This window comes from Cupriavidus sp. 01L43 (assembly GCF_056399925.1).
In genome coordinates, this window is record NZ_JBFTSH010000006.1 from 184,506 (window position 1) to 199,914 (window position 15,409).

Below are 15,409 nucleotides of genomic sequence, written 5' to 3' on the forward strand. Positions count from 1 at the left end.
CCTTGTGACGATGTGGGCAATTGGGATTGATATTGGCGGCACCTTTACGGATGTCGTCGCACTGGACTACGGGGCGGGCAGGCTCGTCAGCCTGAAGGTCCTCACCACCCACGGCGACCCGGCGCAGGGCGTGGCCGATGGCGTCAGCCGGCTGATGCACACCCACCACATCGACCCGCAGCGGGTCACGCGCGTGGTCCATGCCACCACGCTGTTCACCAACGCGCTGATTGAACGCCGCGGCAGCACCACCGGCCTGCTGACGACCCGGGGCTTCCGGGACGTGCTGGAGATTGGCCACGAGCGCAAGTACGACCTGTATGACCTGACGATCGAGCCAGCGCCGGCGCTGGTGCCGCGCCGGCTGCGCGCCGAGATTGGCGGGCGCATGGATGCGCAAGGCCATGAGATCGAGGCGCCGGACGCCCAGGAAGTGCGCGCGGTGGTGGGGCAGTTGGTGGAGCAAGGCGTCGATTCGCTCGCCGTGTGCCTGCTGCACGCCTACGGCGCGCCGGCGCACGAGCGGCTGGTGCGCGACTGGATCGAACGCGACTTCCCCACCCTGCACGTCACGCTGTCATCGGATGTCGCGCCCGTCATCCGCGAATTCGAGCGCAATTCCACCACCGTCGCCAATGCCTATATCAAGCCGCTGGCGACGCGCTACCTGGACGCACTCGAAGGTCGCCTGCAAGCGCTCGGCCTGCACGCCGGCGTGCTGATGATGCTGTCCAACGGCGGTCTGGCGCATATCGGCGAGGCCAAGCGCAATCCGATCGAGCTGCTCGAGTCCGGCCCCGCGGCCGGCGCGATCTCGGCGGCCCACTACAGCCTGCGCGATGCGCAGCCAGACCTGCTGGCCTTCGACATGGGCGGCACCACGGCCAAGCTGTGTTTGGTGGAGGATGGCAAGCCGGCCATCACGTTCGGCTTCGAGGCGGCACGGCGCAAGCGTTTTGCCGAAGGCAGCGGCCTACCGATCCGCATTACCACCATCGACCTGATCGAGATCGGCGCCGGCGGCGGCAGCATCGCCCATCAGGACGCCCTGGGCCTCCTCAAGGTGGGGCCGCAGAGCGCCGGCTCCGAGCCGGGGCCAGCCTGCTATGGGCTGGGCGGCACTGATCCGACCGTGACGGATGCGAATCTCGTGCTCGGCTACCTCAATCCCGATTACTTCGCCGGCGGCACGATGGCCATCAGCGTGGCGCGCGCCGCCGAGGCGCTTGGCCGCGCGGGCGAGCGGCTGGCGCGTGACGTGACCGGCGTGGCCTGGGGCATCCATGACATCGTCGCCGAGAACATGGCGGGCGCCGCACGCGTGCACGTGGCCGAGCGTGGGCGCGATCCGCGCGGCTTCGTGCTGCTGTGCACCGGTGGCGGGGGGCCATTGCATGCGTACTACGTTGCCCAGAAGATTGGTGTGCGGACGATCCTGTGTCCGCCCGCCGCAGGCGTGGCGTCTGCATACGGCCTGCTGGTGTCACCGGCACGCGCCGACCGCTCGCGCACGGTGAGCGTGCGGCCCGCCACGGATTCGCTGGAGCGGCTGGAAACCGCCTTTGCCGAACTGGAATCGCAATCGCGCGAAGCGCTGGCGCCGCTGGACGAGAGCTTCGGCCCGATACGGCTGACGCGCCATGCCGACGGGCGCTTCGCCGGACAGGGCTTCAACCTGTCGGTGCGCCTGCCCGATGGCCCCTACACCGGCAAACAGCCGGCGGAGATCGTGCGCGCCGCCTTGATCGCCGCGTTCGAATCCGGCTATCGCGAGAAATTTGGCCGTACCCCGCCCGATGTGCCCGTCGAACTGGTGACGTTGCGCGTGACGGGCGAGGCCCCGCCGCGACAGGCCTTCGTGGCCGAAACGCTGCCTGAAGGCGTGGCCGTCGCGCCCGGCAGCCGGCGCAAGGTCTATTTCAGGGAGGCCGATGGCTACCTGGACACCCCGGTCTTCGACCGCGCTGCGCTGCCAGCGGGATTCCGCGCGCAGGGGCCGCTGCTGATCGAGGACGCCGGTTCCACGCTGGTCGTGGGACCGAAGGGCCGCGTCACGCAAGGGGCAAGCGGCAATCTCGTCATCGAACTGGAGGAGCACGCAGCATGACCCGCCAACCCATACCCGGCGCGGCTTCCGCCGCCGACCCCATCTTCCTGGAAGTGTTCTGGACGCGCGTGCGCGCCGTAGTGAACGAGGCCGCCAAGCTTATCGTGCGCACGTCCTTCTCCACCCTCTCCACCGAGGCCAACGACTTCGCGGTGGTCGTCACCGATTCGGCGGGTCGCGCGTTGGCGGAGAACAGCGGCAGCATTCCCTCCTTCATCGGCACCCTGCCACGCACCGTGCGCGCCGCCATCGCGCAGATCGGTGCGGACAATATGCGGCCGGGGGACATCTTCATCACCAATAACCCGTGGATCGGCACGGGGCACCTTAACGACGTGTGCCTGGTCAAGCCGATATTCCACGGCAATCGCCTGGTGGGCTTCGCCGCGACGGCGGGCCACGTTCCCGACATCGGCGGCAAGATCCGTTCGGTGGATGCGCGCGAGCTGTTCGAGGAAGGTTTCCATATCCCGATGATGCCGCTCATGCGCGAGGGGCAGGTGGACGAGACGCTGCTGCAGTTGATCCGCACCAATGTGCGCACGCCCGAGCAAACCGTGGGCGATATCTGGTCGCAAGTGGGCGCGGTGGAACTGATCGCGGCGCGGCTCGATGACATCCTGGCCGAGTACGCCCTGCCCGGCATCGACGACCTGGCGCAGGCCCTGTTCGACCGCAGCGAGGCCGCCATGCGCCACGCGATTGCGCAGCTGCCGGAGGGCGAATATCGCTACATGATGCAGACCGATGGCTTCGGCGAGCGCTTCACCTATGCCGTCACGGCGCGCATCGGCAACGGCGAGATCGAGTGCGATTTCGCGGGCACGTCGCCGCAGCAGCCACGCGGCATCAACTGCGTGCTGGCCTATACGAGCGCGATGACCGCCTACGCCATCAAGTGCCTGCTGCTGCCCGACCTGCCCAACAACGACGGGCTGTTCCGCCCGATCCGCGCCGTGGCGCCGGAAGGCTCGCTGCTCAATCCGCGCTCGCCCGCGCCGGTGGGGGGCCGCGCCTGCACCGGCCACTACGTGCCCACCGTCATCTTCGGCGCCATGCAGCAGGTGCTGCCCGAGCGCGTGATGGCCGGCGCCGGCTCGCCGCTGTGGATCGCCAACCTCAGCGGCACCCGCGAGGATGGCCGCCCCTTCGCCACGGTGCTCTTCTATAACGGCGGTCTGGGCGCCACGGCCGGGAAGGACGGCGCATCCGTCATGTCCTGGCCGAGCAATATTTCGCCGACGCCGGTGGAAGTGGCGGAACGTGACGCGCCGCTGTTCTTCCGCTACAAGGCACTGCGCCCGGGCACCGGCGGTGCCGGCCGGCAGCGGGGCGGGCTTGGCGAGGAGGTGTGCTTCGTCAGCCGTCATCCCACGCCCCTGTCGATTGTCTTCCTGACGGAACGGCTGATCGTGCCGGCGCCGGGTTTTGCCGGCGGCGAGGCCGGCGCCTGCGGGGAAGTGCTGATCAACGGGCAAGCGGTGGATGCACGTCAGCCGCAGACGCTGCAGCCCGGCGACGAAGTGATCCTGCGTACCCCGGGCGGCGGCGGCTTCGGCCCGGCCACCGAACGGGACTTCGAGCGCATCGCGTACGATCGGGAACAGGGCTACGCCACCTGAATCGACACGCATCATGCATGCGGAGGAGACAAGAGCCGGCACCTGAGGGTGCCTTTACCACACAACATCCGGGCGGACCCACGCCGCACCGGTGGAGAGGTAGTCATGCATTGCATCTTCAAGACGCTGTCCCTGCCCGTCGCGCTGTGGTTGCTGGCGCCCCTTGCCCACGCGGCCGATGCCACGCCGGCAGAGGTTGCCGCGTATCCCAACAAGCCAGTACGCATCATCGTGCCGTATCCAGCCGGTGGCTCCACCGACGTGCTCGCGCGCGTGCTCGGCCAGAAGATCGGCGAGGAAATGGGCCAGCCAGTGGTGGTGGAGAATCGCCCCGGCGCCAGCGGCAATATCGGCGCGAGCTATGTCGCCAAGTCGCCGGCGGATGGCTACACGCTGTTCCTCGGCACCTCCACTGCGCTAGCGGCCAACCCCGGCCTGTACAAGACGCTCCCTTACGATCCGCAGAAGGATTTCGCGCCGATCATCCTGGCTACGACGCTCGCCAGCCTGGTCGTCGTCAATCCATCGGTGCCGGTGAAGACCATGCAGGAGCTGAGCGCCTACCTGAAGGCGCATCCCGGCACGAGCTACGCGTCATCCGGCAACGGCACGCCGGCCCACCTCGGTGGCGAGCTATACAAGAAGATGGCGGGCGTGCAGATGAATCATGTGCCCTACAAGGGTGGAGCGCCGGCGCTGACGGATCTCATCGGCGGGCAGACGTCGCTGATGTTCGCGATCCTGCCCGAGGCGATGCCGTTCGTGAAGGAAGGCAAGCTGCGCGCACTGGCCGTGACCACGGCCAAGCCCACCCCCAACGCCCCGCAGATGCCGACGGTGGCCGAAGCCGGCGTGCCGGGCTATGAGCTGGTCGGCTGGTATGCCTTCCTGGCGCCGCGCGCCACGCCGCAGCCCATCGTTTCCAAGTTGAACAAGGCGTTCGACGAGGCGCTGCAGGACAAGGCGGTGCGCGAGCGGCTCACCAGTCTCGGCTTCGACGTTGCCGGCGGCCCGCCGGAGCGCCTGGCCAGCACGATTCGCAGCGAGACGAAGAAGTGGAAGCAGGTCATCGACGAGGCGCACATCAACCTCGACTGACGATTGCAACGCCGGAAGGGCTGGGGCGGCGCGGGCGCGGGGCCGGCCGCTTCAGCCCGCCTTCCGGCGCGTGGTGCGGCGCGTGGCGCGACGCGGGGCGGCTTCCTCGCCGATGATCGACACGCCATCGGGCAGCGCCTGCGCACGGATGGTGTCCATGATGATGTCGAGCATGCGTTGCGAACTCGGCGACAACGAGCGCAGCCGCCGCGTGATCAGGCAGATCTCGCGTGACAGCACCGGCGCGGCCAGCTCACGGTAGGCCAGGTCGGTGAAGCCCGCCGCCTTGGCCGCCAGGGCCGGGATGATCGAGAATCGCGCGCCTTCGTTGAGCACCGCGAACAGCGACGTCGTGCTCGAAATCTCGTCATGTTCCCCGCCGAAGACCGGCCAGTGGCCCGCGTTCTCGTGCAGGAAGGTGCCAATGCCCGTGTCGGCCGTGAAGGCGACAAAATCTTCCGGCTCGAGGTCCGCCCAGCGCAACGGACCGGCGCGCTTGGCTAGCGGATAGTCCGCGCGGCAGACCACGCCGTAGCGGTCTTCCAGCAGCGGCACGTAGGAGAGTTCGTCGATGCCCTTGTGGCGGCTGGTAATGGCGAAGTCGAGTTCCCCATCCATCACCATCTGTTCGACCTGCTCCGCGCCGGCATCGCGCAGCGTGAACGTGACGCCCGGATACTGCTGGCGAAACTTGCCCACGGCCGTGACCAGGAACTGGTAGATCACCGACGCCGCCGCCGCGATGCGGATATGCCCTTTCTGGCTGTCCGCGAACGATTGCAGGTCGGAGATGGCGCTGTCGAAATCCCGCAGGATCCTGTCGGCCTCGGCCTTGAAGCGGACCGCCTCCTGCGTCATGACCACGCGCCGCGTGTTGCGGTCGAACAGTTTGAGCCCGACCGATTCCTCGAACTGCTGGATGGTCGCCGTCAGCGCCGACTGCGTAACAAACAGGCGCGCCGCCGCCGTGGTGAACGATCCGGCGTTGGCCACCTCGACAAACGAGCGTAAGTGACGCAGGGAGATATTGCGGTTCATGGCGCGCGCTGTGCGGCGTGGGGAGGGATGCCTGCAGCATATATTCGAAGCCGTGAATGATCAACGACGACTCATCGCGCGTAGCGAAAAGCCGTGCGCTGCTCACCCAACGCCAGCCCCGCGTCACTAGCCGCGGTCGAAGGCGGTCACCTTGGGTAGCACCTCCGCGAGGTAGTCCACCATCGTGCGCACCGCCGGCAGCAGGCCGATACGGTAGGGAATGAGCGCGGTGATGCGCGCGTCGGCGGCGATCCATTGCGGCAAAATCTGCCGCAGCGCGCCGGCTTTCAGCTCCGTCTGGCAGATGTACCCTGGCAACGCCGCGATGCCGATGTTTGCGCAGGCGGCTTCCTTCAGTGAAATCAGGCTGTTGCTCTGGAACCTCGGATCGATCGGCACCGTAACGGTGCGTTTGTCGGGGCCCTGCAAATGCCATTGCAGCGGTCCCTTGCTGACCATGCCGATGAGCGAATGGGTCATCAGGTCTTCCGGCTCCGCCGGCACGGACATTCGCTCAAGGTAGTCCGGACCCGCGAACAGGTACCAGGGCGCCTTGGCCAGCGGATGCTGGATCAGGTTGGAGTCCTGCAATTGCCCCGTATGGCCCCGGATCGCCAGGTCGAAGCCCTCCCCCACGATATCCACCAGCCTGTCCGTCGCGGTCTCGACGATCTTGACCTTGGGATTCTCTGACAGGAAGGTGGGCAGCACGTGCCGCAGCGCAAACTGCGCGATCTCGGCGGCGGTGGTCACGCGGATCACGCCGCTGGGTTCGGCCAGCCGCTGGCGCATCGCCTCCTCGGCCACCTCCGCGCTGCGCAGCAGGTTCATCGCGTACTGGTAGAACTCCTGGCCCACCTCGGTCATGGCGAACTGCCGCGAGGTGCGATTGATGAGCCGCACGCCCAGCGACGCTTCCAGCTCCTTGACCCGATGGCTCAGCGTCGACTTCGGCAGGCGCAGCACCTCGCCGGCCGAGGTGAAGCCACCGCGGTCAACGACCTGCACGAAGAAATACACGTCCTTCAGATCGAGCATTGGATGGGGGCGCGCAGTCCGCTGTCGCGATGGCAACGGCTGTCATATCGGTATGGTATCGAGGTCCGATCATACTGCACCGCGCGCGCCCAGTGGCATCCGGGCAAACCTTGGTACTTCCTGCCCCCGCCGTACGACCATCGTTCGGTTTTGCCGAACCTTGCGTACACGATCTGACCGCTGCCCAATCGATATTGAACGCTTAAGCTGTTGCACATGAGCGGCTCCGCGCTGTCTCGTGACCGTCAATACTCAAGTGGAGAGGACAATGTCGATGATCAAGGGATTTCATCATCTGACCGCCGGCGTAAGACACGCGCAGGAGGATGTGGATTTTTACGTCAAGCTGCTGGGGCAAAGCCTCGTCAAGAAGACCGTTCTTCTCGACGGCGAGGACCCGATCTATCACCTCTACTACGGCAACGCCAACGGTGACCCGGGCACGCTGGTGACCTCGTTCCCGTTCCGGCAGAAAGGGGTTGCGGCGCGCCCCGGCTCGGGCCAGGTCCGGGTCATCAACTATTCGGTGCCCACCGGCTCGCTCGACTTCTGGCGCGCCCGCTTCGACGCGATGGGCATTGGCTACGACAGCGCCATCACCGCGCGCTTCGACGAGCGGCGCCAGCGTTTTCATCACCCCTGCGGCATCGAGTTCGATCTGGTCGAGACGGATCTCGACAAGCGCCCGGCCTGCGTGGCCAGCGACATTCCCGAAGCATTCGCGATCCGCGGCGTGCACAGCATCACGCTGTCGCTGCGCGAGGTGGCCGAATCGATCCGCTTCATGAGCGAGGCGATCGGCTTCCGCCAGGTCGGCCAGACCGGCCCGTACTACCGTTTCGAGACGCACACCGGCGGCCCCGGCATGGTTGTCGAATTCCTGCATGAGCCGGATCGTCACCAGGGCTCCTCGGTCTATGGCGAAGGCACGATCCACCATGTGGCGTTCGCCGTCGACACCATGGACCAGCAGATGGCCCTCAAGGAAAAGTTCATGGCGCTGGGCTACATCGACACCTCGGAGTCGGTGAACCGCAACTACTTCCGCTCCATGTATTTCAAGATGCCGGGCGGTGTGATGTTCGAAGCGGCCACGACCGATATCGGCTTCGCCATCGACGAAGAACCCGGCCACTTCGGCGAGGAATTCCAGTTGCCGCCCTGGCTGGCCGACCGCAAGGACGAGTTGCTCGGGCGACTCGAACCCATTTCCGTTTGACCGACTTCACCCTGTCTGGACCTGACATGCAGAAACCCAAAGTACTGATCGCCTTCTATTCCCGCAACAGCTCGACCGAACTGCTGGCCAAGGCCGTGGCAGCCGGCGCCATCGAGGCCGGCGCGGAAGTCCGCCTGCGCCGCGCGCGCGAGGTGGTCGGCCCCGACGTCATGCGCCAGGCGCCGGGCTGGCTCGAGAACGCCACCGCCATGAACGACCGCTACGAAGCGCCGACCGAGGCCGACGCCGAGTGGGCCGATGCCATCGTCTTCGGCACGCCGACGCGCTTCGGCTCGATCTCGACGGAACTCAAGGCCTATATCGACGGCCTCGGCGGCCTGTGGTTCCAGGGCAAGCTCAACGGCAAGGTCGGCTCGGTGTTCGGCTCGACCTCGTCGCGCCACGGCGGCAATGAATCGACGCTGCTGTCGATCTACACGCCGATGGCCCACCTGGGCCTGATCATCGTGCCGCTGGGCTACGCCGACGCCGTGATGTTCAAGGCCGGCACGCCCTACGGTGCGACCCATGTCTCACACCTCGACGCCGACAAGCCCGACGAGGACCACCTGGCCGTGGCCCGCTTCCAGGGCCGCCGCGTGACCGCCGTGGCACGTTCGCTGCATTGCGAGCAGGAACCCGTGGCCGCCTGAGGTCGTTCCAGGTCGCTTGAGGTAAGAGAAAGGGCGGGGACTTGTGGTCCCCGCCCTTCTTTATGCCCCCTCCGTCTGGTTCCTGTTACTGCTTCTACCCCAAACCTAAGCCGCCACGGCCTCGCCGCAGCACGCCACCGTTTCCATGTACCGCGAAGGCGGCATCGCGCCGAGCGTGGCCTGGATCGCCTCCTTGCAGAGCGACGGGCGCCTGGCGAGCAGCTCCACGTAACGCGTGACGTTCGGCAGTTCCTCCCACAGCGACGCCAGCCCGAGGTAGGCCATCCGCACCAGGTTCACGCCCCACAGCACATCGCCCAGCGTGAACGGGCCGCCCTTGAGATAGGTTTCCGACGACGAGGACAGCGTGTTTTCGAGATCCTTCAACAGGCTGGCCACGTGCTGGCGCGCGGCCCGCTGGAACGCCGCGTCGTGGCGGACGGACTTGCCACCGCGCTCCTTGGCGATCTTGGCGCGATAGGCGGCCACCAGCACCGCATCGTCCGCATTGGCGGCGATCATCGCCTCGAGCGCCATGATCTTGTAGTCGTAGACCCGTTCCATGCCAGCCTTGAGCACATCGGGCCGCGCATCCGCATCGGGATGAAAGCCATAGAGCAGCGTGCCGTTCGGGATCCTGTCGACGATATCGACCTGACGCATCACCGCCGCGCGCGCGACCGCGTCCTCTGGCACCAGTTGCACCGGGTCATGGGACACCGCGTCCAGGTAGCAGCAGATCCGCTTCGAATCGGCGATGACCCGGCCGGCCTCGTAGTCCACCAGCAGCGGCACCACGCACGGATCGAAGCCTTCGGTCTCGACCGAGGTGCGCCCGCTGTAGCCGCTGACGAATGCCCTGTCCACCTCTCGCCCGGCGATCAGGCGCAGGCGGACATAGGGCGGATGGTAGTGCTCGGCGGCGACGACACCCTCCGGCCCCATCGAACCGAGGATCATCATGTCGTTCGAGCGGTACGACAGGCGCTTCTCGGCCAAGACCGTACGCACCTTCTGCGAGCAGAGCGAACTCGCCGCATGAAAGAGCTCGAAACGCGGCGCGGCGTCGTCCCCGACGATGGTGATCCGCGCGGGGTCGGCCATGGCGGCACGGGCATCGGCCGCCAGACTCTTCAATCTCGTATGGTCCATTGCTGTGTTCTCCTTACTTGTGCATGTGCGGGCATGCCGCCGGCGGGTCGCCGATGAAACCGCGCGCCGACCAGAGTTCCGGGAACGGGATCTCCGCCATGGACGGCAGCAGCCAGGCAACGCCCTCCGTGCCGAAGTAGGCCGGGCGGGCGCCGAACGTGCGGCGCGTGGCCATCAGGTGCAGGTGCTTCCAGGCGGAGAAGCCCTCGGCGACATCGGCCAAGGTCTCGCCAAGACGCTGGAGTTCGACATGCTGGTTCGGGTTGGCATACACAACGCGCCAGGCTTTCTCGACATCCTTGCTGGGTGCATAGGCCTGGCTGAAGTCGCGCTTGAGTACCGTGGCCGGCACCGCGAAGCCGTGGCGGTCCAGGTAGCCGAGCACGTCGTCGTAGACGCTCGGCTGGTGCAGCGTCGTGTTGAGCTGGTCCCAGCGCGCGGGTTGCGGTTCGAAATGCTGCAGGTGCTCCGCCTGCTTGATGCCGAGCAGGTAGACCATCTGCCGGTAGGTCCAGCCCTGGAGCGCGGTGTCCTTGCCGAACGTCGCTACCGCGCGGGACAGGATAGCCAGCAGGTCGTTGGGCGTCATCCACGCCAGCGAGCGCCACGTCGCGTTAAGCGGCTCATGATGGGCGACCACGCGTTGCAGGGTCTTGATGGCCTGCGTCAGGTCATTGGCGCGCAACTGCGCCTGCGCGATCCGCAGCTCCTTGATGATCAGCATCCAGTACAACTCGGACACCTGCACCGACGTGATCCACGCATGCTCGCCCGGATGATCGCTGACCGGGTGTTGCAGCGAGTGCAGCACGTCGGTGCGCATCCACGCGCTGTAGGGCGTCTGCCCGGGGGAAGCGCTGGCCGGGGCGGCGCGCTCTGGCTTGACGGTTTCGTCCATCGTCGTCTCCTGGTTGTGGGGGGTCAAATCTCGTGGGCCGTGCCTGCCCGCAGCAGCAACTCCATCTGCTGCGCGATCTGGAGCAGCGCGCCGTCGTCGCCCGGCTTGGCCACGACCTGCAACGCCGCGGGAAGGCCGCAGTCGCCGGTGGGCAATGGAATCGAGATGGCGGGAAACCCGGCGATGTTGAATGGCGCGGTGTAAGTCATCAGCGCCTCGCGGACCGTGCCGGACCACGCGCCGATCTCGACGTTTGCAGCGCCAAGATGGGGGGCGACGCACGGGCAGGTCGGCAGCACGAGGTAGTCGACCGTCGACATTGCCTCCTGCAGCCTGGCCGTGAACTGGCGCCGCGTCTGCTGGGCCGCCGCATAGCCGCGCAGGTCCATCGTCTCCGCACGCCGCAATCGGTCGACGGTTTCCGGGTTGTAGTGCGTGGCGATGCGGTCCCAATCGTTGCGCCGGAAGTGCTCGATGCCGCCTTCGATCAGCACGATGGTCGCGAAGGCATCGAATACGGCATCGAACAGGCCGGACGTGTCGACGTCCACGCAGGCGAAGACCTGCCCCAGTCGACCGATCGCCCCCTTGAATGCCGTGGCGACTGCCGGGCTCGTCGGCACCGGCGCGATCTCCGGGATCACGCCGAGGCGCGCGGACAGCCACGCATCGCTTTCGGGTACCTCGATATGAAGGGCATCGGCCAGCAACAGCACATCGTCGACCTGCGCCCCGAGCAGGCCGACATGGTCGCACGTGGGTGCCAGCGGAAACACGCCGCGCGTGGAGAACGTATCGAACGTCGGCTTGTATCCGACCACGCCGCACAGCGCGGCGGGAATGCGCACCGAGCCACCCGTATCGGTGCCCACGCCGGCCATGACGGCCCCATCGGCAATTGCCGCCGCCGCGCCGCCGCTGGAACCGCCCGGGATGCGCGTGCGGTCGAGCGGGTTCAGCGTGTCGCCAAACTTTGTACTGGCGGTGGTCACGCCCCACGCGAACTCATGGGTCGTGGTCTTGCCGATGAGGATCGCGCCGCGCTCCGTCAGCGCTTTCACGATGTCGGCATCGGCGGCGGGCAGGTGCCCGAGGTAGGCCGCCGAGCCGTAGCGGGTCTCCAAGCCTTTGGTGTCGATGAGGTCCTTGATCGCGATGGGCAACCCTTCCAGCGGACGCTGCCGATTGTCGGCGTAACGACGGTCACTCTCTGCCGCCGCCTTGAGCGCGCGGTCCCAGTCGATGGTCGAGAAGGCGTTGATGGATCGCTGGCTCGCTTCCGCCGCGTGGAGCGCCTGCTCCGCCAGCGCGGTTGCGGATATCTGCCGCGTCGCCAGGGCATCGAGCGTCTTGCGCAGGCCGGCCGGTTGCGTGGCCGCGCGGGCCGACTGCAGCAGATCACGGTGGTGATGGTCGGGATGGAGATCAGGATGGACGTCGAGATGGGTCATCACCACATGCTCTCCAGCAGTGCATCGAGCTTCTGGCCGGCGTGGTCGCCCAGGTCACCGACCTCGGCGGGATAGTTCTGCTTCAGGAGCGCCGCCACCTCGGGCAGCTTCGCGCGGTCGAAATCGAACGCGGCCAGCCGGCTGGGCAGTTGCAGCGCGTCCACGACATCCGCAATGCGGTTGGCCAGTGCCGTGGCAGCGGTGACGTCCCCCTTGCCGGAAGCGAAGATGCCGAACTTGTCGCCATAGGCTTCGGCGCAGGCGCGAATGACGGGCGCCAGCGTGATGCACGAGGTCATGCTGTGCGGCAGCCCGAACGTGCCGCCGAGGATGTGCCCAATGCGATGGCTCAGTCCGTAGATGACCGATGCGGGGTAGAAGTAGCACTGCCAGGCGCCAAGCTGGAGTTGCAGCATGTCTTCGGTCGAGACCAGCCCGCGCGCGATGGCTTCCCGTGTCTCAAGCTGCTGCGGCCACTTCTCCAACACGACGAGGAAACGCTCGACGCCCCGCGCGGCCAGGATCGCGTGCGGATGATCCACGCCCACCTTGCGCATCCCTTCCACCGCGTGGTCGATGCCCTTGATGGCCGAGCTCAGCAACAGCGCGCGCGGGGTATCGATGACCAGCCGGGGGTCGATGGCAACGATCTTGGGCGCCGTTTCGCGCACGGCGTAGCTGCGCTTGAATTTCTGCGGACCGTCCGTCTCCGTCACACCGAAGTAGTGGGAGAACTCGGAACCGGACAAGGTCGTCGGGAAGGCCGCGATGGGCAGGTAGCGCCCGGTCTGCTTGAAGTGCGCGTAGGAGACCGCCTTCGCTGCGTCGAGCACCGAGCCCCCGCCCAGCGCGACGATCGACTGTGCGTCACGCGTGAGGCACGCTTGCAGGCCGTCGCGCACGGCGAAGTCCGGCACATGCGGTGGCAGGTCGATAAAGGCCCCCACGCCATCCCGGATGCCGGGCTGCAGGACGTCACGATGCAAGGATTCGAGGAACCCGACCGTGAACGTGATCGGGCGGCGGATGCCGCGGTCTCCCAGCGACGCGGCAACGTCCTCCAGGATGTCGTGTCCCCAGACAATTTCTTCTTGCGGCAGGCATTTCAACTGGTTCATCCACTCACTCCAACGTGTGTCGCATGCAATCGATGCATCGATCCCGAGTGAGAAGATAGGCGATCCGGATTCAGCCGTGCGCGCGGCTTTCAGGAACATTGCGTCCATGAATATGGACGCCGGAATGCGTGCCTTGGCGCGCGCCTGCCAACGGTGCATCGCGGCCACGCAGCGGTGCAAGCGGCACGTTTTTCACCTCCGCTCACACAGGTAAACCCTCGGACTTCGGCACCGTCTTCACGCATGACGCGCCGGTGCGGTGCATCGTTCATCGTTCTCGGACGAAGCATGCAAGCATCGCCATCTTTTCACCGTCCACCACGCGGCTATGATTTTTTCACCACGACCCCACCACGGAGAAAAGAGCGATGGAAATGGAATTGGAGGCTGAGATGGAGACGGCGATGAACATGGCGATGAACATGGCGATGGACACGGAGATGAGCACAGCGGCCACGCGGTTCACCGAGACACTGATTCGCGGGCGCCGCAGCAAGCGCGCGTTCCTGGACCGGCCGGTGCCGCTGCGGGCGGTCAGAGACATCCTGTCGGTGGCGAAGTACGCGCCGAGTTCAAGCAACACCCAGCCCTGGAAATGCTATGTGCTCACCGGCAGCGCACGCGAGCGAATCACCGATGCCGCGGTCGACGCCTACCGCGCCGGCCCCGACACGCTGGCCCACGAGTATCCGTTCTTTCCGAAGGATCTGCCGGCGCCGTACTCGTCACGCTTCAACATGTTCCGCGGCATGCTAGGCGACGCGCAGGGCGTGGCCCGGAGCGATATCGTCGGACGCCGGCGCGACGTGGAACGCCAGTTCCGCTTCTTCGACGCGCCGGTCGGCCTGATCTTCACGATGGACCGCTGCCTGGAGTGGGCCAGCTTCCTCTGCTACGGCTGCTTCCTGCAGAACGTCATGCTGGCTGCGCGCGCGGAGGGGCTGGATACCTGCCCGCAACAGATCTGGTCGCTGCAGTCCGATGTGCTCCGCAAGGGCCTCGGCATTCCCGACTGCGAGATGGTGGTGGCCGGCATGTCACTGGGTTATGCGGACAACAGCGTGCCCGAGAACAACATGGCGATTCAGCGGCTGGAACTCGACGCTTTCGTCTCTTTCATCGACAACTGAGGCCCGGCGAGTCACGCCAGGCTGCCGCCCGCTACCATCATCACCAGCACCAGGGCGAGCAGCGCGACATACGTGACAGCGTGGACGCGGTCCGGGATGCGGCCGATCCAGCGTGCCGCCAGCCGGATCCCCACCCAGGAGCCGGCCGCCAGCACGACAAAGGCCAGCAGGTCGACATAGCCGGCGTGACCGGGCCCGAAGGTCGCGCCGTGCTGCCAGGCCAGCGCGACGTAGGTGACGGTGGCCGCAATCGCCATCGGCAATGACAGCGGATTGGCCATCGCCGTCGCCTGCGTCATGGTGGCCCCGCGCCGGCGCATCAGCGGCACGGTCATCACGCTGCCGCCGACGCCCAGGAAAGCGGCAATCGCCCCGATGCCGATGCCGATGGCGGCCGTCGCGCCTGCGGTCATCGGCTGCGCGGTGCCCGGGCCGGCATGCATGAATCCGGGGCGCAGCGTGCTGTCCACGATGGTCACGGCCAGATAGGCGACGAACGCCCACCGCACCCAGTCGCCATTGAGCCAGCTCGCGGCGGCGGCGCCAATGACCGCACCGACGGCGATATAGGCACCCATCGCCCGGATGCGCGGCCAGTCGACATTGCCGGCGCGATGGTGGCGCCACGTCGCCATGGAAGCGCCAAAGATCATCACGCACGACGAGGTGGCCACGGCGATCTGCATGGCCGCCTGCGCCACGGCGCTGCCGGCGGCGTGCGTCATCGTCAGCATCGTATAAAGCAGCGGCACCACGACAAAACCGCCGCCAAACCCGAACAGCACCGTCGTCACGCCGGCCAGGCCGCCGCAGAGCATGAGTACCGCGTACATCGACATCGTTAACCCTCGTTTCCCATCGAACGGATGATCACGATACGGCGGA

At 66.6% G+C, this 15,409-nt stretch carries 13 protein-coding genes; 6 read left to right on the forward strand and 7 right to left on the reverse strand.

Annotation, left to right across the window (positions count from 1 at the left end):
- The first annotated feature begins 10 nt into the window (after window positions 1-10).
- The 3 genes from AC1DP9_RS13105 to AC1DP9_RS13115 all read left to right on the forward strand — a co-directional run bounded on the left by AC1DP9_RS13105 (window position 11) and on the right by AC1DP9_RS13115 (window position 4,827).
- Entirely contained in the window at window positions 11-2,107 is a 2,097-nt protein-coding gene (locus AC1DP9_RS13105) for a hydantoinase/oxoprolinase family protein (protein WP_092295287.1), read from the forward strand.
- Window positions 2,104-3,729, forward strand: coding sequence for a hydantoinase B/oxoprolinase family protein (locus AC1DP9_RS13110; protein ID WP_477107590.1), 1,626 nt, complete (start codon window positions 2,104-2,106; stop codon window positions 3,727-3,729). The genes AC1DP9_RS13105 and AC1DP9_RS13110 overlap by 4 nt, the downstream gene beginning before the upstream one ends.
- Window positions 3,730-3,834: 105 nt before the next feature.
- A complete protein-coding gene (locus AC1DP9_RS13115) occupies window positions 3,835-4,827 on the forward strand; it encodes a Bug family tripartite tricarboxylate transporter substrate binding protein (RefSeq protein ID WP_177219932.1) in 993 nt (330 codons plus the stop codon).
- A 51-nt stretch (window positions 4,828-4,878) separates the two neighbouring features.
- Here AC1DP9_RS13115 and AC1DP9_RS13120 read toward each other — a convergent pair whose 3' ends face one another.
- A complete protein-coding gene (locus AC1DP9_RS13120) occupies window positions 4,879-5,865 on the reverse strand; it encodes a LysR family transcriptional regulator (RefSeq protein WP_477107591.1) in 987 nt (328 codons plus the stop codon).
- 126 nt (window positions 5,866-5,991) lie between these two features.
- A complete protein-coding gene (locus AC1DP9_RS13125; RefSeq protein WP_477107592.1) occupies window positions 5,992-6,903 on the reverse strand; it encodes a LysR substrate-binding domain-containing protein in 912 nt (303 codons plus the stop codon).
- A 268-nt stretch (window positions 6,904-7,171) separates the two neighbouring features.
- On the opposite strand from AC1DP9_RS13125, the gene AC1DP9_RS13130 reads away from it, so the two are divergent.
- Both AC1DP9_RS13130 and wrbA read left to right on the forward strand, forming a co-directional pair.
- Complete coding sequence (locus AC1DP9_RS13130; RefSeq protein WP_477107593.1) at window positions 7,172-8,122, forward strand: ring-cleaving dioxygenase; 951 nt, start codon at window positions 7,172-7,174, stop codon at window positions 8,120-8,122.
- Between the two features lie 26 nt (window positions 8,123-8,148).
- Window positions 8,149-8,775: an NAD(P)H:quinone oxidoreductase gene (wrbA, locus tag AC1DP9_RS13135; RefSeq protein WP_092295301.1), complete on the forward strand. Its 627-nt coding sequence runs from the start codon at window positions 8,149-8,151 to the stop codon at window positions 8,773-8,775.
- A gap of 105 nt (window positions 8,776-8,880) precedes the next feature.
- Here wrbA and AC1DP9_RS13140 read toward each other — a convergent pair whose 3' ends face one another.
- Genes AC1DP9_RS13140 through AC1DP9_RS13155 form a run of 4 tightly spaced genes read right to left on the reverse strand, consistent with a single transcriptional unit; the run spans window position 8,881 to window position 13,394 of the window.
- Window positions 8,881-9,927 (reverse strand): glutathione S-transferase family protein, encoded by a 1,047-nt coding sequence (locus tag AC1DP9_RS13140; RefSeq protein ID WP_477107594.1) that lies wholly within the window; start codon window positions 9,925-9,927, stop codon window positions 8,881-8,883.
- 13 nt (window positions 9,928-9,940) lie between these two features.
- Window positions 9,941-10,825 (reverse strand): tryptophan 2,3-dioxygenase, encoded by an 885-nt coding sequence (locus tag AC1DP9_RS13145; protein ID WP_092295306.1) that lies wholly within the window; start codon window positions 10,823-10,825, stop codon window positions 9,941-9,943.
- A 23-nt stretch (window positions 10,826-10,848) separates the two neighbouring features.
- Window positions 10,849-12,276: an amidase gene (locus tag AC1DP9_RS13150; protein WP_477107595.1), complete on the reverse strand. Its 1,428-nt coding sequence runs from the start codon at window positions 12,274-12,276 to the stop codon at window positions 10,849-10,851.
- On the reverse strand, window positions 12,276-13,394 hold the full coding sequence (locus tag AC1DP9_RS13155; protein ID WP_477107596.1) for an iron-containing alcohol dehydrogenase: 1,119 nt from the start codon (window positions 13,392-13,394) through the stop codon (window positions 12,276-12,278). The genes AC1DP9_RS13150 and AC1DP9_RS13155 overlap by 1 nt, the downstream gene beginning before the upstream one ends.
- 440 nt (window positions 13,395-13,834) lie before the next feature.
- Between AC1DP9_RS13155 and AC1DP9_RS13160 the strand changes: the two genes are divergently transcribed.
- Window positions 13,835-14,524, forward strand: a complete 690-nt coding sequence (locus AC1DP9_RS13160; protein ID WP_369823446.1) for a nitroreductase — start codon at window positions 13,835-13,837, stop codon at window positions 14,522-14,524.
- Window positions 14,525-14,535: 11 nt separating this feature from the next.
- Here AC1DP9_RS13160 and AC1DP9_RS13165 read toward each other — a convergent pair whose 3' ends face one another.
- A complete protein-coding gene (locus AC1DP9_RS13165) occupies window positions 14,536-15,357 on the reverse strand; it encodes a sulfite exporter TauE/SafE family protein (protein ID WP_477107661.1) in 822 nt (273 codons plus the stop codon).
- Window positions 15,358-15,409: the final 52 nt, after the last annotated feature.

Bases quoted from the DNA above. Each gene is read 5' to 3' on its own strand.
- AC1DP9_RS13105 (WP_092295287.1), top strand. From the start codon at position 11: ATGTGGGCAATTGGGATTGATATTGGCGGCACCTTTACGGATGTCGTC.
- AC1DP9_RS13110 (WP_477107590.1), top strand. From the start codon at position 2,104: ATGACCCGCCAACCCATACCCGGCGCGGCTTCCGCCGCCGACCCCATC.
- AC1DP9_RS13115 (WP_177219932.1), top strand. From the start codon at position 3,835: ATGCATTGCATCTTCAAGACGCTGTCCCTGCCCGTCGCGCTGTGGTTG.
- AC1DP9_RS13120 (WP_477107591.1), bottom strand. From the start codon at position 5,865: ATGAACCGCAATATCTCCCTGCGTCACTTACGCTCGTTTGTCGAGGTG.
- AC1DP9_RS13125 (WP_477107592.1), bottom strand. From the start codon at position 6,903: ATGCTCGATCTGAAGGACGTGTATTTCTTCGTGCAGGTCGTTGACCGC.
- AC1DP9_RS13130 (WP_477107593.1), top strand. From the start codon at position 7,172: ATGTCGATGATCAAGGGATTTCATCATCTGACCGCCGGCGTAAGACAC.
- wrbA (WP_092295301.1), top strand. From the start codon at position 8,149: ATGCAGAAACCCAAAGTACTGATCGCCTTCTATTCCCGCAACAGCTCG.
- AC1DP9_RS13140 (WP_477107594.1), bottom strand. From the start codon at position 9,927: ATGGACCATACGAGATTGAAGAGTCTGGCGGCCGATGCCCGTGCCGCC.
- AC1DP9_RS13145 (WP_092295306.1), bottom strand. From the start codon at position 10,825: ATGGACGAAACCGTCAAGCCAGAGCGCGCCGCCCCGGCCAGCGCTTCC.
- AC1DP9_RS13150 (WP_477107595.1), bottom strand. From the start codon at position 12,276: ATGACCCATCTCGACGTCCATCCTGATCTCCATCCCGACCATCACCAC.
- AC1DP9_RS13155 (WP_477107596.1), bottom strand. From the start codon at position 13,394: ATGAACCAGTTGAAATGCCTGCCGCAAGAAGAAATTGTCTGGGGACAC.
- AC1DP9_RS13160 (WP_369823446.1), top strand. From the start codon at position 13,835: ATGAGCACAGCGGCCACGCGGTTCACCGAGACACTGATTCGCGGGCGC.
- AC1DP9_RS13165 (WP_477107661.1), bottom strand. From the start codon at position 15,357: ATGTACGCGGTACTCATGCTCTGCGGCGGCCTGGCCGGCGTGACGACG.